The organism is Emcibacter sp. SYSU 3D8 (genome assembly GCF_039655875.1).
In the GTDB taxonomy this organism is placed as follows: domain Bacteria; phylum Pseudomonadota; class Alphaproteobacteria; order SMXS01; family SMXS01; genus RI-34.
This window is the reverse complement of record NZ_JBBYXK010000001.1, coordinates 175,436-192,099: the sequence shown is the minus strand read 5'-3', so window position 1 is coordinate 192,099 and position 16,664 is coordinate 175,436. Positions and strand designations below refer to the sequence as shown.

The following is a 16,664-nucleotide window of genomic DNA, read 5'->3' as shown; positions in this document are numbered from 1 at the left end:
CCGCCACTGTATCCGGAACGATCGGCTAGCCGCCATGGAAACCTGCGGCCTCTTCACAAGGCCGGACACAGGCGGCGCGTGTCAGACCGGCGGCAGAAATTGCGCGGGATTGACCGCTTTGGCGCCCTGGCGCAACTCGAAATGCAGCTGCGGCTTGCTCACCAGGCCGCTTGCGCCGGCCCGGGCGATCACCGCGCCCCGGTTGACCGCCTGTCCCTGCCTGACCAGGATATCGTCATTGTGAGCATAGGCCGACACCCAGCCCCGGTCGTGGCGCAGCAGGATCAGGTTGCCAAAACCCCTCAATTCGTTCCCCGCATAGGCGACCGTGCCCGGTGCGGCGGCAAGCACCTCGGTGCCGCGTGAGACGAGAATGTTGATGCCGTCGTTGCGCATGCCGCCTTTCTTGTCGCCGAAGGTGGAAATCACCTTGCCCCGGACGGGCCAGATAAAGCCTCCGGCCAATGCACTGCCGCCGGCAGCGCCGCTGGCGGCGGCCGGCAGGACATCGGCGACCGACGTGGCAGGTTCGAGAGTGTCGCCGGAACGGGCCGGAATGACCAAAATCTGGCCTATGACGATGCCGCGGGACTCATCGATGCCGTTGGCGGCCATCAGGCTTGGAATGTCGACGGAATAGCGCCGCGAAATGTTGTAGAGCGTGTCGCCGGGAACCACCGAATGGTGGTCACCGCCCGGGATTTTCAGTTTCTGCCCGATCTTCAGCGTGAACGGCGGCTGCAGTCCATTGAGTTCAATGATTTCACGGGCATTGACGCCGTGGCGCCGCGCAATGGCATAGACCGTGTCACCCTGCTGCACGGTCACGGTCCTGCCGACCAGCACGCCGCCGGGAGCCGACGGTGCCGGTGACACCGGCTTTGCCGCTTTGGACGGCGCGTAGGAGTTGCCGCCATAGGACGGGCGCTTCGGTGGCGGCGCTGCCGTTCCGCCGCCCGGTACATCGTCCAGCGTGGTGACGCCGACAGCCGCCTTGACCGGCGGGGGCACGTCGATCGGGTAGGCAGCGTCAGGCTTGTCCGCAGGCTCGGGCACAGGGAACGGCGCGTTTGGCCCCCGCGCCTGCACCTCGGGCGGTACGTAGCGGTATTCGATGTCGCGGCTTTCGCACGCCGCGAGGGCGGCCAGGGACATGGCCGCGACGATTCCGCAAATCCTTCTGAAATTCAATCGCATGGCACTGATCTTAGAAACTAAGAGGCCCGGCATCAATCGCCGCCATGCCGGAATCGTCCCGCGCGTTATCCTTCGGTGCCGTCCAGCATGGGCACGAAGCGAACCGGCATCAATGGCGAGGCCTCGAAGGAGTCGCCGCGGCGGATCACCCTGGTGATGGTCTGATTGCCGGTCAGACCGATCGGGATGATCATCATGCCGCCTTCGGTGAGCTGCTTGACCAGGTTCATGGGCACGACCGGCGCTGCCGCGGTGCCGATGATGCGGTCGAAAGGCGCGACTTCCGGCCATCCCTTGAACCCGTCGCCGAACCTGGTCACCACATTGGTGAGCTTCAGTTCCTTGAAACGCGCGGAGGCTTCCTTGAGCAGGTCGCGCTGACGCTCGATGGTATAAACCCGGCGCACTAGGGGCGAGAGCACGGCGGTCTGGTACCCGGATCCCGTACCGATCTCCAGCACCAGCATGCGTCGCTGCAATTCAAGCGCCGCCGTCATGAACGCCACCACATAGGGCTGCGATATGGTCTGTCCGCAGGCGATCGGCAGCGCCGTGTCCTCATAGGCGCGGTCGCGAAAGGCGTCGGGCACGAACATGTCGCGCGGTACGCTCTCCACTGCCGACAGGACCGCCGTATCGTTGATGCCGGCGCGCCGGAGTTCCATCAACAGCCGGATCTTCTTCGAAGGATCATACACCGCCTGCGGCCTCCTCCGCGGCCCGAGTCAGGCGCTGGCGTGCCGCCTCATGGGTAAGATCGAGATGCAGCGGCGTCACCGCCACCCTGCCGCTGCGAACCGCCTTGATGTCGGTCCCGTCGATCAGATGCTCCCGGGAACGGCGATAGCCGATCCAGTAATAGGTCTCGCCCCTCGTATCCACCCGCTCGTCGAACTGGATGTCGGCTGGGTCGCGCTGGCCCTGAACGGTAATCTCCATTTCGGTCACGGCGCCGCGGCGTGCATCCGGGAAATTGACGTTCATCAGGATTTCCGGCGCCCAGCCGACCGAGGCCAGCCAGCGGATGACCCGCTCCATGGCGTCCTCGGTACCTTGCCAGTCCATTTCGGTGGCGCCCGGATAGACCGACTGGCTGAGCGCGATCGACGGGATACCCAGCAAGGTGCCTTCCATGGCGGCGGCGACGGTACCCGAATAGGTCACGTCCTCGCCCATGTTGGCGCCCCGGTTTACACCGGACAACACCAGCGTCGGCCTTTTGTCCGGTATGATCCTGTTCACGCCAAGCAGCACGCTGTCCGTCGGCGTGCCGCGCACGGCAAAGCGCCGCTCGTCGATCTGCCTGAACCGAAGTGGCTGGGTCAGGGTCAGCGAATGGCCGGTGCCGCTCTGCTCGTATTCGGGGGCCACGACCCAGACATCGTCGCTCAGCCGGCGCGCGATCCGCTCCAGGATCTCGATGCCGTCCGCGCTGTAACCATCGTCATTGGTAACAAGGATCCGGTGCTGGGAGAGGTCGAAGTCGACGTCGGGCAACGGGAATATTGTCATCTCAGCGTCCACCGATCGCCTCGAGCCCGCCCATATAGGGCTTGAGCGCCTCCGGTATTGCAACGCTGCCGTCGGCGCGCTGGTAGTTCTCCAGGACGGCGATCAATGTCCGGCCCACCGCGAGCCCCGATCCATTGAGCGTGTGGACGAAGCGGGTATGCTTGTCGCCTTCCTCGCGGAAGCGCGTCTTCATGCGCCGGGCCTGGTATTCGCCGGTGTTGGAGCAGGACGAGATTTCCCGATAGCGGCCCTGCCCCGGCAACCACACTTCCAGATCATAGGTTTTGCGCGCACCCGCGCCCGTATCGCCCGAGCACAGGATCATGACGCGGTAGGCCAGACCCAGCCGTTTCAGAACTTCCTCGGCGCAGGCGGTCAATCGCTGGTGCTCGGCCTCGGACTCCTCGGGCCTGGTGATGCTGACCAACTCGACTTTCTTGAACTGGTGCTGACGGATCATGCCGCGGGTATCCTTGCCGGCCGCCCCGGCCTCCGACCGGAAGCAGGGCGACAACGCGGTCACGCGGATCGGCAGGTCCGCAGCGTCAATGATCTGCTCCCTGACCAGATTGGTCAGCGTCATCTCCGACGTCGAGATCAGCCAGAAATCGTTGGTCGTATGGAACATGTCTTCGGCGGACTTGGGCAACTGGCCGGTGCCATAGGCGGCTTCGGTCCTGACCATCAGCGGCGTATCGCACTCCGTATAACCGGATTCGGTGGTGTGCAGATCCAGCATGAAGGCGCCGATCGCCCGCTCCAGCCTGGCAAGCTGCCCTTTCAGCACCACGAAGCGTGAACCGGACATCCGCGCGGCAGCGTCGAAATCCATCAATCCCATGCCTTCGCCCAGCGCCACATGGTCCCTGGGCTCGAAATCGAATGCGGGCGGTTCGCCGACGCGGCGCAGTTCCACGTTGGCATCTTCATCGGGGCCGTCCGGCACGTCGTCGTCGAGATGGTTCGGTATGCTCGCCAGCACGTCGTCCAGTTCGGCCTGCAAGGTGCGCTCGCGCTCCTCGCCTTCCTGAATCTCGGATTTCAGCGCGCCAACCGCATCCAGGATCGCCTGGACATCCTCGCCCTTCGATTTGGCGATGCCGATTTCCTTCGACTTGGTATTGCGTTCGGCCTGGGCCTCCTGCAACCGGGTCTTCAGTTGACGCAGCGAAGCGTCGAGCGCGACCACCTGGGCCGACATGGGCTGACGGCCACGCCGTGCGAGGCCCTTGTCGAGGATATCAGGGTTCTCTCGGATCCATTTAATGTCGAGCATGAAGGCAATTCCGCTTGGCGGTGGACAGCCTGTATAGCCGGGAGGCTGCGCTCAGTCCAGCCACGGGCCGGGCTAAATTTGGGCGGCTGCCGCCCGCTTCTTCTCCGCCAGACGCACCATGAAGATCGATGCCTCGTAGAGAAGGCAGACCGGCAGCGCCAGCGAGCATTGGCTGAAAATGTCGGGCGGGGTCAGAATGGAGGCAACGACAAAGATCAGGATGATGGCATATTTGCGTTTGTCCCGCAGCCAGGCCGAATTGATGATGCCGACATGGCCCAACAGGGTCAGCGCCACCGGCATCAGGAACATGACGCCGAACGAGAAGATCAGCTTCATCGACAGGTCCAGGTACTCGTTGACCTTGCCCTCGAACTCGATCGGCAATCCGCCGGCTTCGGCGCCCGGCGTCTGGAAGCTGAGGAAAAAGCTCCAGGCCAAGGGAAACACGACGTAATAGGCCATGGCCGCACCCACCGCGAACAGGACCGGCGTGGCGGCCAGGAATGGCAGGAAGGCGCGGCGTTCATTCTTGTAGAGGCCGGGCGCGACGAACGCCCATACCTGGATGGCGACAAGCGGGAACGACAACATGATGGCCGCGAAGAACGCCACCTTGATCTGAACCAGCATCGCCTCCGTCAGGCCGGTATAGATCAGCCTCCGGCCCGGCTGGTCATGCAAGGCGTCCGACAGCGGCCGCACGAGGAACTCATAGATGTCCATGGCGAAATACAGGCAGATGCCGAACACCACCACGAATCCGATCACCGAATAGATCAGGCGCTTGCGTAGCTCGATCAGGTGCTCGATGAGCGGCGCCCGCGACCCCTCCAGCTCGTCCTCTTCGCCGATGCCTGTTTCCTCGGTCACGGCGTTCCCTGCCCTTCGGGTTTGGGCGCAGGTTCGGATGACGCGGTTTCCGTGCCGGAGGCATCGCCTGGACGCTCGGAGCCGGGAATCCCGGGACTGGCAGGAACCGGCGCGGGCGCGGCATCTGCCGCCGTGTCGGGCGCGGCCAGCTCCGGCGTTTCGGGTGCCACCTTGGGATCATTGACGACCACGGGCTTGTTCGTGCCCACGGGATCAAGCAGATCGTCGAAATTGCCCTGCCCCTTCATGGCGCGGCGCGTCTTTTCGACCGCGTCGCGCAATTCCTGAAGCTCGGATTCACGGACGTAATCGTTCACCGTCCCCATGAACTCGTCGACCATGCGCCGCATCCGGGCGATGGTCCGGGCGAAGCCGCGCACCACGCGCGGCAAATCCTTCGGCCCCACGATCACCAGCGCGACGATCACAATCACCAGAAGTTCGGGAAGGCCGACGTCAAACATGGATTACGCTTGCGGCTGGTTCAAGTTTTGGCCGCGTCGTCCTTGCGCGGCGTCACGTCGGTCAGCGAGGCGTCCTGGTCAAGCTGACGGGTGCCCTGCGCATCGGCGGCCGGCGGCGGATCGTCGTCCTCGGCCATGCCCTTGCGGAAACTCTTGATCCCCTTGGCCACGTCGCCCATGACACCCGAGATCTTGCCCCGCCCGAAAAGCAGGACCACGATCACGACGATGATGAGGATTTCTGTCCAGCCCAGATTGAACACGCTCTACTCCGGTTGCTGAGAAACGGCGGCGTCCATGCGCCAATTGCCAGACAAATAGGCCTGAACGGACGCCAGCACAAGATGAACCCTTCAGGGCCGGCCGGCTTCCACCGGATCATCGAACGGCAGCGGCACGTCGGCCTCGGTGTCTTCCTCCTCACCGTCGACGGGCAGCAGGCGAAAGGCGTCCGGCGGCTCGGCATCCAGCAGGCCGGCGGCCTTGAGTTCGTCGATCCCCGGCAAATCCCTGGCCGACTCCAGTCCGAATTCGACCAGAAACGCCTTGGACACGCCATAGGTCACCGGCTTGCCCGGTGTCTGGCGCCTGCCCATGATCCGCACCCAGCCGATTTCCATCAGCAGGTCGATGGTGCCCTTGCTGACGGACACGCCGCGCACATCCTCGATCTCGGCGCGGGTGACGGGCTGATGGTAGGCGATGATCGCCAGGGTTTCCTGGGCCGCCCGTGACAGCCGGCGTTCCTCTTGCACTTCCTGTTGCAGCAGAAAGGCGAGGTCGGCCGCTGTCTGGAACATCCACTTGTTGGCGCGCCGCACCAGATTGACGCCGCGCCTTGCATAGGTTTCCTGCAACTCGGCCAGCAGCGGACCGACGTCGGGATGTCCTGGCAGCCGCTGGACGATGCTTTCCTCGTCAAGCGGTTCGGCGGCCGCAAACAGGAGCGCCTCGACCATGCGCAGATGTTCCAGGTGCTCCGTCATTCATCCTGTCCCGCTGCCCTGACCCGCGACCTTATCATCAAGGGACCGAAGGTCTCGGTCTGGTGCAATTCCAGCTTTCCTTGCCTGGTGTATTCCAGCGCGGCCGCGAAGGTCGAGGCGAGCGCGGATCTGGACAGCGCCGGATCGCTCTCACCGGCTGGCAGGAACTGCCTCAGACTGGTCCAGTCGGGAACGAACCCCACCAGCCGCTCCAGCCGCCGCAACGCCTCTTCCATGGTGAACACCGGCCGGCGGCGCACCTGGTAATCACTGTTCTCGCCGCGCGCCTTCAGCGCCGCATAGGCCCGCAACAGTCCATAGAGGTCGGCGATATAGGCCGACTTGCGGATCACCCTGATACCTTCGGGCATGCCGCGCAGGAAGACATCCCGGCCCACCCGGTGGCGCGACATCAGCACCGAGGCGCGTCCCCGCATGGCCTCGAGACGGCGCAGGCGAAACGCCAGCTGCGCCGCCAGATCCTCGCCGGTGGGTTCGTCGCCGGACGCTTCCTCGGGCAGGAGCAGGCGAGATTTCAGGTAAGCAAGCCATGCCGCCATCACCAGGTAGTCGGCGGCAAGTTCCAGCCGGATCCGGTGCGCGGCGGCGATGAACTGCAGATATTGTTCGGCAAGTTGCAGGATCGAGATGGCTGCCAGGTCCACCTTCTGGCTTCGGGCCAGCATCAGCAGCACGTCGAGCGGCCCTTCCCATCCGTCGATGTTCAGCACGAACTGATCCACCACCGGACGGGACGGCTCCTCGAAGGAAATGACGCTGCCCGAAGGGTCGCTCATTCATGCCTCAGACGAACAGGAACATCTTGTCGATCGCAGTATACAGGAATTTCACCACCGGTTGGATGATTGCCCACACCGGGTGCCAATTGGTGCCGAACGCGGCATTGATCAGCGACGGCACGAGGAGCAGGCCGAAGATGATGAGCAGGCCATATCTTTCCGTCTGCGCCAGCGGCCTGGCCAGTGCATGAGGCAGCAACCCCACCGCCACCCGTCCCCCGTCCAGCGGCGGCAACGGGATCATGTTGAACACCATGAGCACCACATTGGCCGCGATGCCGATCTGCGCCATGTCGGCGAACCAGATCTGGAGGTCGCCGGACATGTAGGCCCCCAGATTCGACAGGATCGCCCAGCCAATGGCCATGAAAAGGTTCACGGCCGGCCCGGCCGCCGCCACCCACACCATGTCGCGCTTGGGATTTTCGAGGTTCATGAAATTCACCGGCACCGGCTTGGCGAAGCCGAAAGGCGGCAAGCCGGTGAGCAGCAGTATTCCCGGCAGCAGGACGGTGCCGAAAGGGTCCACATGGCGCAGCGGATTGAGCGTAAGCCGCCCTGCCCGCGCGGCGGTATCGTCGCCGTGCTGCCGGGCGACGAAGCCGTGCGCGACCTCGTGCACGGTGATCGCCAGCACTACGGGGATAATGGCGGCCGAGATCAGATAGAGGGTTTCATTCATGTTTCGGCCCGGGCGAGCAGAGCGTCTCTCTCGCGCACACCCGCATCCCGGTCGAACGGCCTGGGAGGCGCCAGAAAGCCCATCGCCCTCTTCAACCGCCGCAAGGTCGCCGGTGAGGCGCGCTCCAGACCTCCGGCGACGGCAACCATGTCGTCGTAATCGCCATTGCAGTGCAGCGCCAGGTCGCAGCCGGCCTGTTGCGAAGCGAAGGCCCGTTCGGCCAGCGTGCCGCTGAGCGCCTGCATGTTCAGGTCGTCGGACATCAGGACGCCATCGAAGCCGATGGTCTTGCGGATGATCCGATCGATCACCGCGCGCGACGTGGTGGCCGGGTAGTGTGGGTCCAGATCGGCATAGATTACGTGGGCGGTCATGGCGAATGGCGCATCGCGCAGTGCCTTGAACGGTGCAAAATCGGTTCGCCGCAAGGTTGCTGCCTTCGTGGCGACAACCGGCAGTTCGATATGGGTGTCGGCCGACGCCCTGCCGTGTCCGGGAATGTGCTTGATCACCGGCAGCACACCGCCGTCGATCAGGCCCGCGCACGCCTCGCGCCCCAATGCCGCGACCGTGGAGGCGCTCCGTGCGTAGGCCCGGTCGCCGATGACCTCGTGACCGCCCCGCGCCGGAATGTCCAGCACCGGCAGGCAGTCGATGTTGATTCCCAGATCGTGCAAGTCCGCCGCGATCAGGCGAGAATTGAGGTAGAGGGCGCGGCGGGCGTTATCCGGATCGACATCGAACAGCTTGCCGAACACGGCGCCGCGCGGATAGGCCGGCCAGTGGGGCGGGCGCAGGCGTGCCACTCTTCCCCCTTCCTGATCGATCAGTACCGGGCACGGCTGGACTGCCGCCAGGGGCCGAAGCGAGTCGACAAGCGCCCGCACCTGGTCCGGGTCGGCAATGTTGCGGGCAAACAGGATAAACCCGAACGGCTTGACCTTCTCGAAGAAGACCCGCTCGCGGTCCGTCAGCGAGGTTCCGGAAACGCCGAAAATGGCGGGGCAGAGCGTAGGATCAATTGGCATTGACGATGCAATCCCGTCCCTGGTCCTTGAGTTGGCCGCAAACGTCCGTGGCGGCACCGCGGTCGGCAAAGGGACCGATCACCAGCCGATAGAGATCGCCTTTGCCGGGGGCATTGAACTTGATCACTTGCGGGATCAGTCCGTCGACGATAGAGCCCTGCTTGCGCTGGACCTGCGCCCAGGAGTCCATGGCGCCCTGCTCTGTGCCATAGGCGCCGAGCTGTACCACCGGCGACTTGGCGCCCGCGGGTTTGGCCTCGACGATCTGCGGCACCACCGGTGCGGCGTCGGTCGCTGCAGGCAATGCGGCCTGAGCCTGAGAAGAGTCCGGCTGCTGCACGGGCACCGGCGCCGGGGACGTACCATCCGCCTTGGCGGCGGGTGCTGTCGTCTCACCATCCGGCGAAGCTGCCTGGCCCGCCTGCTGCACGGCGGTGGCAGGCGCCTGATCCGCTGCCGGTGCAGCCGCAGTGGCCGGGGCGCTCGGCCTGGGCGGCGGCGGTACGAATTTGCGGACAGCGACGGGTTCGGGCCTGGACTGCGGGACTTCAGGGCCATCGCCCAGAAACTCCTCGGTCTCCATGGTCCGGCCCACGGCCTCGTTGAACACCAGCTTGTCCTGGTCTGGAATGATCTCGCCGCCGGGATTTTCCGGCTTGGTCTTGTAGGGCACAGGATCGGCCTCGACCGTGCGGACCGGTCCGCTTGGCCCGGAGCGGCCGCCCGAATAGGCATACCAGACCACGCCAACGAAAAGCGCCAGGCTGAGCACCGCGACGGCCCATTTCCACCAGGCGCCGCCTTCGGTCACCTCGGGCTCAACGTCCCAGCGCGACTCATCGTCCTGCAGGAAGTCGCCGTCGGGCCGATATGGCACTATCGCATCTCCTCCGCGGGTGTCACGCCGAGCACACCGAGCCCGGACGCGATCGTCAGCGCCACGGCCTGAACCAGCGCCAGCCGGGCTGTCGTCAGCGAGGGATTGTCTGCCTGGATGAAGCGCAGTGCCGGATCCTCGTTGCCCCTGTTCCAATAACTATGGAAGGAAGCGGCAAGGTCATAAAGATAAAACGCAATCCGGTGCGGCTCGTGCGCCAGCGCCGCCGCCTCGACCGCCCGCGGCCAATCGGCGAGCACCTTCATCAGCGCCAGTTCCGCCTCGTCCGAAAGCGCGGACAGGTCGGCCCGGCGCAGCGCATCGCCGGCAAGATCCAGGTCCGGCATCGACGACGCCGCCATCCGGTATACCGAGCAGATTCGGGCGTGCGCGTACTGGACGTAGAACACCGGATTGTCGCGCGACTGTTCCACGACCTTGGCAAAATCGAAGTCCAGCGGGGCATCGTTCTTGCGGGTCAGCATGATGAAGCGGACCACGTCCTTGCCCACCTCGTCGACCACTTCCGCAAGGGTCACGAAGCTGCCGGAGCGCTTGGACATCTTTACCGGCTCGCCATTCCGGGTCAATCGGACCAACTGGCACAGCCGCACGTCGAGTTCGCCGGCGCCGCCGGTGACCGCTGTAACCGCCGCCTTCATCCGCTTGACGTAACCGCCGTGATCGGCGCCCCAGACATCGATCATCTGGCGAAAGCCCCGGTCGAACTTGTCCTTGTGGTTGGCGATGTCGCTGGCGAAATAGGTCCAGGAACCGTCCGACTTCTTCAGCGGCCGGTCCACATCGTCGCCGAACTCGGTGGCGCGGAACAGGGTCTGGGGCCGCTCCTCCCAATCGTCGGGCAACTTGCCCTTGGGCGGCTCCAGCACGCCGGTATAGACCAGCTGCCGCGACGACAGGTCCTCCAGCACGTTCTCGACCTGGCCCTTCTCGACCAGCGCCCGTTCGGACGTGAAAACATCGAAACGGATGCCAAGGGCGGCCAGATCATTGCGGATCATCGCCATCATGGCGTCGATGGCCGCGTCACGCACCGACGGCAGCCATTCGCTCTCCGCCTGGTTCAGCCAGCGGTCTCCGTGTTGCTTGGCCAGGGCCTGCCCGACGGGAACCAGATAATCGCCCGGATAGAGACCTTCGGGGATGTCGCCGATGTCTTCGCCAAGCGCCTCGCGGTACCGCAGAAATGCGGAACGCGCCAAAACGTCTACCTGGGCGCCCGCGTCATTGATGTAGTATTCGCGGGTGACCTCGTAACCGGCCTTGTCCAGCAACGAGCAGAGCGCATCGCCGAACACGGCGCCGCGGCAGTGCCCCACATGCATGGGGCCGGTGGGATTGGCCGAGACGTATTCGACATTCACCTTCTCGCCGCCGCCGGCGCGGCCATCGCCATAGGAGGTTCCGTTCTCGAGAATATGTTCAATTACAGAGTGATATAACTCATTTCTCACCCTGAAATTGATGAACCCCGGCCCGGCGATCTCGCTTGCCGTGACATCTGCGTCGTCCGCGAATCCGGCGACGATCAGATCCGCGAGGTCGCGTGGCTTCATGCCGGCGTCGCGGGCAAGCACCATGGCCGCATTGCTCGCCATGTCACCATGGGAAGCATCGCGCGGCGGTTCGGTGGCGATGCGCGATGTATCGAGGCCGGCGGGCAGCTTGCCTTCGGCGGCCAGCGCGTCAATGCGGGCGGCGATCCGTTCGCGGAAGGTTTCGAAAATGTTCATGCGCGGGCCGTTCCGAATAGACGTTCGTGTTCCATCAGCGCGAAGCGATCGGTCATGCCGGCGATGAAATCGGCGACGGCCCGTGCGCCGGTCTCGGCGCTGTGGCCCATCACCGCCGCTTCATGTTCCGCCGGTAACTCACTGGGCTCCGCCATATACCGGTGAAACAGGTCGCCCACAACATGCTTGGCGCGCTTGGCCTCGGCCGCAACGTGCGGATGCCGGTACATGTGCTCCATCAGAAAGGCCCGCAAGACCTTCTCGCAGGCCTTCATTTCTTCGGAGAACGCGATGACCGGCGCGCCGAGTTCTCGGACCTGCTGCGCCGTGTCTACCCGTGCCTCGTCAATACGCCGGCAGGATTCGCGCATCAGGTCGCTCACCATCAGGTCGATCATCCGCCGGACCATCTCGTGCTTCAGCCTCGAGCCGTCCAGGCCCGGATAATGCTGGCGCAGGCCCGCCAAAACCGGGCCGACCAGCGGCAGGTCGCTGAGGTCGCCCAGCGCGAACAGACCGGCACGCAGGCCATCGTCGATGTCATGATTGTTGTAGGCGATATCGTCGGCCAGGGCCGCCACCTGCGCTTCGGCGCTGGCAAAGGTATGGATCTCGAGATCGTGCCTGCCGAGATAGTCCTGGAGAAGCGGGTCGAGAAAGGCCTCCTCGCCCTTCCGGCATAGTGGGCCATTGTGCTTGGCGATGCCCTCCAGCGTCTCCCAGGTCAGGTTGAGACCGTCGAACTCGGCATAGCGCTGCTCGATGGAGGTCAGCAGACGCAGCGAGTGGATGTTGTGGTTGAAGCCGCCATAGGGCTTCATGACCGCCGCCAGCCCATCTTCGCCGGAATGGCCGAACGGCGGATGTCCGAAGTCATGCGCCAGTGCCAGCGCCTCGGCGAGATCCTCGTTCAGCCCGAGGAACCGGCTGATCGAGCGGGCGATCTGCGACACTTCAAGGCTGTGGGTCAAGCGGGTGCGGTAGTAATCGCCCTCGTGATAGACGAAGACCTGGGTCTTGTGTTTCAGCCGCCGGAAGGCCTTGGAATGGATGATGCGGTCGCGGTCGCGCTGGAATACGGTGCGGAATCGGCTTTCTTCTTCGGGGTACAACCGGCCCCGCGAGTCTTCGGGCCGTGACGCGAAGGGGGCCATGTCGCCGTAGGGCTTTACGATCCGATCCAAAAACGGGCTCCGATTGACAACCGGCCAAGTGCGCCTACATTAGGCACACAGCGAGTTAGAGACGTTCTAAGGGACAAGATGAGCGAGTCGCAACTGGTATCCGTCACGGAAAGCGCCGCCCGGCGCATCGCCGCCCTGATCAAGGACGACGGCGGTGACACGGCATTGCGAGTCGCCGTCAATGGCGGCGGCTGCTCGGGCTTTCGGTATGACTTCACCTTCGACGACGCCCGGCAGGACGACGACCTCATCATCGAGAAGGACGGTGCCGTGGTGCTGATCGATGCCATGTCCCAGCTCTACCTGGCCGGCGCCGCCATCGACTTTGTCGAGGACGTGATCGGCTCGAGTTTCCAGATCGTCAACCCGAACGCCACGTCGTCCTGCGGTTGCGGCAGTTCGTTCTCGATCTGAAACTAGCCCCGTTTACCTCCGGGCCCTATCACCTTGCCGCGTTTGAAGTTTTTGTGACGGTCTCATTGACCGTCCCGGCGCCATAACTGCGCCAATTTTCCCATTCATAAAGACACTCGACGGGGAACGAACCGGCGCCTCGCTGGTTATCGAAGCCTCGCCGCATTTTCACTCGGCGTATCACGTCAATTACGGGAAGACTATCATGAGCACCGGGGAAAATTTCGCCGCCGCAATCTCTCATTGGCTGATCGAGCCCCGCACCGCGCGGGTTGGTGACCTGACGCCCTTTCGCCGCATGATCGTCGCCGCCGACAGTGCCGCGGCCGCACGCCAATATGCCGAACATTGGCGAATGACCCGTCCCTATTCGATCACCGGCCCTTTTACCGACCAGCGCCATTACGTTGTCAGGCGTCTGCCCGGCCAATTGGTTGACGAGCCTCGCCGCGACGCCGGGGTTGTCCACTCCGAAATGGCGCAGGCATAATCTACGGAACCACGCAGACGAACACGTCATCTCCATCGACTCGGACAGGATAGACAGGCAACGATCCGGTTGTAGGGCCCGATATTAGGGCACCGGTACCAATGTCGAATACCGCATAATGCAGCGCGCATTCCACCGTCCCCTGCTCGACAAATCCGCTGTCCAGGCATTGCCCCTCATGCGGGCAATGGCCGCTGGTCGCGTGCACCTTGCTGTCGATCAGGTAGAGCGCCAGGGTCCGGCTGCCGACCGTGACCATATTGACCCGGTCCTCGGTCAGATCGTCGAGTCTGGCGGCCCAGATCCAGCTACTCACCCGAACGATCCCCCTCATCCATACGCAGCAGGTGACGGACGGCGTTGGCCACGAAAAGCGCCCAGCCCGGGTCGCCAACTAGATCACCTGCAAGTGCCTCGTGATGAGCCAGCCCTGCCATGAAGATATGGATAAAGCTTTGCATGTAGAGGGGGTTCATGCCCGCTGGCAGCTCGCCATGGGCGATGCTGTCCGCGAGGCCCTGCTTCAGCCGCTCGGCGGCTCCGGTCACGAAATTGCGGGCCAACGCGGCCACGTCCGGATCGATGGCTGCCGCCGAGTACATTTCGCCGATCAGCCGTCGCAGCATGTGGAAATCCGCCGCCGTCAGAAGCGCGGCTGATTCCGGAAGGGTCTCGACGGCGCCGCGCGCGTCATGCCGCGACAGCGGCGACTGTGCCACCGCCTCGGTGAAAACAGTGACGAGCAGCTGCGCCTTGCTCTCGAAGTGGCGATAGACCGCTGGTTCGGTCACCCCAACGCGCTCGCCCACCGCTTTCATCGTGGTTTCACGATAGCCGCGTTCTGCGATCAGTTGGCTCGCCTCGGCGATAATTCGATGCCGGGTGCCGACGCCGCGCGATACCGGTTCGATAATTCTGGTCATGATCATTCCAATGCTTGTTAGTTATTACTAACTCAAATAAAAGGTGTCAACGGACTCTGGGAGTGGAGCAATGACCATGAACTGGTACCACTACACACCGCATCTGCCCGAACTGATCGATGACCCCTATCCTGCCTATGTCTGGCTGCGCGAGCATTCGCCGGTTCATCACGTGGAAAGCGAGGGCATCTGGGCGATCAGCCGCTATGCGGACATCGCCGAGGTGGTGCGGGACGACAAGGTGTTCTCGAATGACGAGGGCGTCGGCTATAGCCGGAACAAGTCGGGGCTCGGCCTGACCGGAATCGACCGGCCGCACCACACAACGCTGCGCCGACAGATGCTGCAGCACTTCTCGCGCGCATCGGTGGGCCAGCACAAGATGCGCGCCGAAGCTCTTCTGAATGAGTTGCTGGACGAAATCATCGACGTGCCCGGCGCCAACCTGGCGCAGAAAATTTCCATGCCGTTCCTCGCCCGGCTGGTCGGCGAGTGGATGGGCATTCCCCCGACCGACATCAAGTTCGTCAATGACGGCGCCACGGCAGCTTCGCTGGTGATGGCAGGCGATTTTTCCGACGAACCCGTCAAGACGCTCGCCTGCTTCGGCCGCTATTTCGACGCCATGGCGCTGCAGCAGGAGGCGGCACGCGATGCCGGCGCTTTCTGCCCCGGCCAGCTGCGTACCCTGAGCGATGCGTTGTTCACACCGACGCCGGATGGCTACGAACTGACTCATGATGAGACCGCGCAGATGCTGGCTCTGCTTGCCGTCGGGGGCAACGAGACCACGGCCCAGTTTCTGTCCGCCGTGGCCGGTTTCCTGGCGGAACAACCAGATATCTTCGAGACCATCCGGGCCGATCGCCGCCTGGTGCCTGCCGCCACCGAGGAACTGCTACGCTACCTGTCACCGGTGCAGGGCCTGTTCCGTAACACGCTGTCGGAATATGACCTCAATGGCACGGTGATCCCGTCCGACGTCAAGGTCCTCCTGCTCTACGCGTCCGGCAACCATGACCCGAGTCACTATGAAAACCCCGGCGAATTCCGCCTGGACCGGTTCCCCCGCGGCGTCGGCGACGCGGACCATCTCAGCTTCACCGAGGGCATTCACAAATGCCTGGGCGCCCATCTGGCGCGGCTGATGATCGGCGTATTCATCAACGGCCTGTGCGACCGGGTGAAGACCATCGAACTGACCGGTCCCATGGAACGCTCTCCCAACGCTCTGGTGCGGTGCATCGAACGTCTGCCCGTGCATCTGCACCCAGCCTGAGGGCACGTCATGGAATTCTTTGCCAACCTTCCCATGCCGCTCGCCGGCAACCCCGCCGACTGGGCGCGCGAGCGCGAGGCCGAAGGCTGGCACGGCATCTGCGCCAGCGATCATCTATGGGTAGGCCAGACCGTCTATCCACACGTATTCGTGGTGCTGTCGGCCATGGCCGCCGCGACAACTCGCATCCGTCTGACGTCCTCCTTCGCCAACAACCTGTTCCGTTCGCCGGTAGAGTTCGCCCAGGCCAGCCTGACACTCAACTGGTTGTCGGGCGGCCGGTTCGAACCGGGTTTGGGTGCCGGCTGGATGTGCCAGGAAATGACCGCCACGGGGCGCGTGTTTCCTGATGGCCCGACCCGCGTCAGCATGTACCGCGAGGCGCTGGTGATCGTGCGCGACCTGCTGCGCACCGGCACCTGCCGCTTCAAGGGCGAGTATTACAACATCGACATCACCGACCCGCGGATGGCCTGTGTGATGGATCCGCCGCCCGACCTGATCGGCTCGGCCAGCGGGCCGCGGGCGCTGCGCGAAATCACGCCGCTGGTTGACCGGCTGGAGATCACGGCGAGTGGCCGGGCGCTGCGCGGCGGCGCGCTCGACATGGCGGCCTATGCCAGCATCACCGAGCACGAAGTCCGCGAGGCTGTTGCCAGGGCCCGCGCGGTGCGCGAGGACGTGCCCATCGGCACCTATATCATGATCGCCGCCGGCGACGACCCTAGGGTGCGCGGCATGGAGACGGCGCTGGGCGGCAACTTCTTTTTCGCGTTTTGTCGGTCAGCCCGAAAACGTGGCGCAGGCGCTGCTCGATCTGGAAGACCTCGGCTTCGACCGGGTCCAGCTTACGCCGGTCTCTCCCGGCTCGCTGACGGCCGTCGGCCCGCATCTGGGGCTGGGCTGAGCCGTCCGGTCTGCTAAC

20 protein-coding genes are annotated in these 16,664 nt (G+C 64.1%); 4 read left to right on the top strand and 16 right to left on the bottom strand.

What is annotated here, in order from left to right; all coding sequences use genetic code 11:
- Positions 1-81: 81 nt before the first annotated feature.
- From WJU21_RS00995 to WJU21_RS00930, 14 genes are all read right to left on the bottom strand, one after another.
- Complete coding sequence (locus WJU21_RS00995; RefSeq protein ID WP_346321515.1) at positions 82-1,155, bottom strand: LysM peptidoglycan-binding domain-containing protein; 1,074 nt, start codon at positions 1,153-1,155, stop codon at positions 82-84.
- Between the two features lie 107 nt (positions 1,156-1,262).
- Complete coding sequence (locus tag WJU21_RS00990) at positions 1,263-1,895, bottom strand: protein-L-isoaspartate(D-aspartate) O-methyltransferase (RefSeq protein ID WP_346321514.1); 633 nt, start codon at positions 1,893-1,895, stop codon at positions 1,263-1,265.
- On the bottom strand, positions 1,888-2,709 hold the full coding sequence (gene surE, locus WJU21_RS00985) for a 5'/3'-nucleotidase SurE (RefSeq protein ID WP_346321513.1): 822 nt from the start codon (positions 2,707-2,709) through the stop codon (positions 1,888-1,890). The genes WJU21_RS00990 and surE overlap by 8 nt, the downstream gene beginning before the upstream one ends.
- A gap of 1 nt (position 2,710) precedes the next feature.
- Positions 2,711-3,985 (bottom strand): serine--tRNA ligase, encoded by a 1,275-nt coding sequence (gene serS / locus WJU21_RS00980; RefSeq protein ID WP_346321512.1) that lies wholly within the window; start codon positions 3,983-3,985, stop codon positions 2,711-2,713.
- Positions 3,986-4,057: 72 nt separating this feature from the next.
- On the bottom strand, positions 4,058-4,858 hold the full coding sequence (gene tatC / locus WJU21_RS00975; protein ID WP_346321511.1) for a twin-arginine translocase subunit TatC: 801 nt from the start codon (positions 4,856-4,858) through the stop codon (positions 4,058-4,060).
- A complete protein-coding gene (gene tatB, locus WJU21_RS00970) occupies positions 4,855-5,322 on the bottom strand; it encodes a Sec-independent protein translocase protein TatB (protein WP_346321510.1) in 468 nt (155 codons plus the stop codon). The genes tatC and tatB overlap by 4 nt, the downstream gene beginning before the upstream one ends.
- Before the next feature lie 20 nt (positions 5,323-5,342).
- Complete coding sequence (gene tatA, locus WJU21_RS00965) at positions 5,343-5,585, bottom strand: twin-arginine translocase TatA/TatE family subunit (protein WP_346321509.1); 243 nt, start codon at positions 5,583-5,585, stop codon at positions 5,343-5,345.
- A 90-nt stretch (positions 5,586-5,675) separates the two neighbouring features.
- The gene (gene scpB / locus WJU21_RS00960; protein WP_346321508.1) at positions 5,676-6,308 is read right to left on the bottom strand and encodes an SMC-Scp complex subunit ScpB; all 633 of its coding nucleotides are present in this window, start codon (positions 6,306-6,308) and stop codon (positions 5,676-5,678) included.
- Complete coding sequence (locus WJU21_RS00955; protein WP_346321507.1) at positions 6,305-7,105, bottom strand: ScpA family protein; 801 nt, start codon at positions 7,103-7,105, stop codon at positions 6,305-6,307. The genes scpB and WJU21_RS00955 overlap by 4 nt, the downstream gene beginning before the upstream one ends.
- A gap of 7 nt (positions 7,106-7,112) precedes the next feature.
- Entirely contained in the window at positions 7,113-7,790 is a 678-nt protein-coding gene (locus WJU21_RS00950; protein ID WP_346321506.1) for a site-2 protease family protein, read from the bottom strand.
- A complete protein-coding gene (gene nagZ / locus WJU21_RS00945; RefSeq protein WP_346321505.1) occupies positions 7,787-8,818 on the bottom strand; it encodes a beta-N-acetylhexosaminidase in 1,032 nt (343 codons plus the stop codon). The genes WJU21_RS00950 and nagZ overlap by 4 nt, the downstream gene beginning before the upstream one ends.
- Positions 8,808-9,695 carry an SPOR domain-containing protein gene (locus WJU21_RS00940; RefSeq protein ID WP_346321504.1) on the bottom strand — a complete coding sequence of 296 codons (888 nt, stop codon included), beginning with the start codon at positions 9,693-9,695 and terminating at the stop codon, positions 8,808-8,810. The genes nagZ and WJU21_RS00940 overlap by 11 nt, the downstream gene beginning before the upstream one ends.
- Complete coding sequence (gene argS / locus WJU21_RS00935) at positions 9,695-11,449, bottom strand: arginine--tRNA ligase (protein ID WP_346321503.1); 1,755 nt, start codon at positions 11,447-11,449, stop codon at positions 9,695-9,697. Before argS ends, WJU21_RS00940 begins: the two co-directional genes overlap by 1 nt.
- Positions 11,446-12,633 (bottom strand): deoxyguanosinetriphosphate triphosphohydrolase, encoded by a 1,188-nt coding sequence (locus WJU21_RS00930; protein WP_346321502.1) that lies wholly within the window; start codon positions 12,631-12,633, stop codon positions 11,446-11,448. Before WJU21_RS00930 ends, argS begins: the two co-directional genes overlap by 4 nt.
- 78 nt (positions 12,634-12,711) lie before the next feature.
- Here WJU21_RS00930 and erpA point away from each other — a divergent pair, with 78 nt between their 5' ends.
- Positions 12,712-13,047: an iron-sulfur cluster insertion protein ErpA gene (erpA, locus tag WJU21_RS00925; RefSeq protein ID WP_346321501.1), complete on the top strand. Its 336-nt coding sequence runs from the start codon at positions 12,712-12,714 to the stop codon at positions 13,045-13,047.
- A 205-nt stretch (positions 13,048-13,252) separates the two neighbouring features.
- Positions 13,253-13,537 (top strand): hypothetical protein, encoded by a 285-nt coding sequence (locus WJU21_RS00920; RefSeq protein WP_346321500.1) that lies wholly within the window; start codon positions 13,253-13,255, stop codon positions 13,535-13,537.
- A 1-nt stretch (position 13,538) separates the two neighbouring features.
- On the opposite strand, the gene WJU21_RS00915 is transcribed toward WJU21_RS00920, so the two are convergent.
- Both WJU21_RS00915 and WJU21_RS00910 read right to left on the bottom strand, forming a co-directional pair.
- Positions 13,539-13,853 carry a Rieske 2Fe-2S domain-containing protein gene (locus WJU21_RS00915; RefSeq protein ID WP_346321499.1) on the bottom strand — a complete coding sequence of 105 codons (315 nt, stop codon included), beginning with the start codon at positions 13,851-13,853 and terminating at the stop codon, positions 13,539-13,541.
- Complete coding sequence (locus tag WJU21_RS00910; protein ID WP_346321498.1) at positions 13,846-14,460, bottom strand: helix-turn-helix domain-containing protein; 615 nt, start codon at positions 14,458-14,460, stop codon at positions 13,846-13,848. Before WJU21_RS00910 ends, WJU21_RS00915 begins: the two co-directional genes overlap by 8 nt.
- A gap of 76 nt (positions 14,461-14,536) precedes the next feature.
- Here WJU21_RS00910 and WJU21_RS00905 point away from each other — a divergent pair, with 76 nt between their 5' ends.
- Both WJU21_RS00905 and WJU21_RS00900 read left to right on the top strand, forming a co-directional pair.
- Positions 14,537-15,739 carry a cytochrome P450 gene (locus WJU21_RS00905; RefSeq protein WP_346321497.1) on the top strand — a complete coding sequence of 401 codons (1,203 nt, stop codon included), beginning with the start codon at positions 14,537-14,539 and terminating at the stop codon, positions 15,737-15,739.
- Between the two features lie 9 nt (positions 15,740-15,748).
- Positions 15,749-16,663 (top strand): LLM class flavin-dependent oxidoreductase, encoded by a 915-nt coding sequence (locus WJU21_RS00900; protein ID WP_346321496.1) that lies wholly within the window; start codon positions 15,749-15,751, stop codon positions 16,661-16,663.
- Position 16,664 lies beyond the last annotated feature (1 nt).

What these genes read in the sequence shown, in the direction of transcription:
- WJU21_RS00905 (WP_346321497.1), top strand. Translation starts at nt 14,537, where the DNA reads ATGAACTGGTACCACTACACACCGCATCTGCCCGAACTGATCGATGAC.
- WJU21_RS00950 (WP_346321506.1), bottom strand. Translation starts at nt 7,790, where the DNA reads ATGAATGAAACCCTCTATCTGATCTCGGCCGCCATTATCCCCGTAGTG.
- WJU21_RS00920 (WP_346321500.1), top strand. Translation starts at nt 13,253, where the DNA reads ATGAGCACCGGGGAAAATTTCGCCGCCGCAATCTCTCATTGGCTGATC.
- serS (WP_346321512.1), bottom strand. Translation starts at nt 3,985, where the DNA reads ATGCTCGACATTAAATGGATCCGAGAGAACCCTGATATCCTCGACAAG.
- WJU21_RS00995 (WP_346321515.1), bottom strand. Translation starts at nt 1,155, where the DNA reads ATGTCCCTGGCCGCCCTCGCGGCGTGCGAAAGCCGCGACATCGAATAC.
- scpB (WP_346321508.1), bottom strand. Translation starts at nt 6,308, where the DNA reads ATGACGGAGCACCTGGAACATCTGCGCATGGTCGAGGCGCTCCTGTTT.
- WJU21_RS00900 (WP_346321496.1), top strand. Translation starts at nt 15,749, where the DNA reads ATGGAATTCTTTGCCAACCTTCCCATGCCGCTCGCCGGCAACCCCGCC.
- WJU21_RS00955 (WP_346321507.1), bottom strand. Translation starts at nt 7,105, where the DNA reads ATGAGCGACCCTTCGGGCAGCGTCATTTCCTTCGAGGAGCCGTCCCGT.
- erpA (WP_346321501.1), top strand. Translation starts at nt 12,712, where the DNA reads ATGAGCGAGTCGCAACTGGTATCCGTCACGGAAAGCGCCGCCCGGCGC.
- tatB (WP_346321510.1), bottom strand. Translation starts at nt 5,322, where the DNA reads ATGTTTGACGTCGGCCTTCCCGAACTTCTGGTGATTGTGATCGTCGCG.
- surE (WP_346321513.1), bottom strand. Translation starts at nt 2,709, where the DNA reads ATGACAATATTCCCGTTGCCCGACGTCGACTTCGACCTCTCCCAGCAC.
- WJU21_RS00910 (WP_346321498.1), bottom strand. Translation starts at nt 14,460, where the DNA reads ATGACCAGAATTATCGAACCGGTATCGCGCGGCGTCGGCACCCGGCAT.
- argS (WP_346321503.1), bottom strand. Translation starts at nt 11,449, where the DNA reads ATGAACATTTTCGAAACCTTCCGCGAACGGATCGCCGCCCGCATTGAC.
- nagZ (WP_346321505.1), bottom strand. Translation starts at nt 8,818, where the DNA reads ATGCCAATTGATCCTACGCTCTGCCCCGCCATTTTCGGCGTTTCCGGA.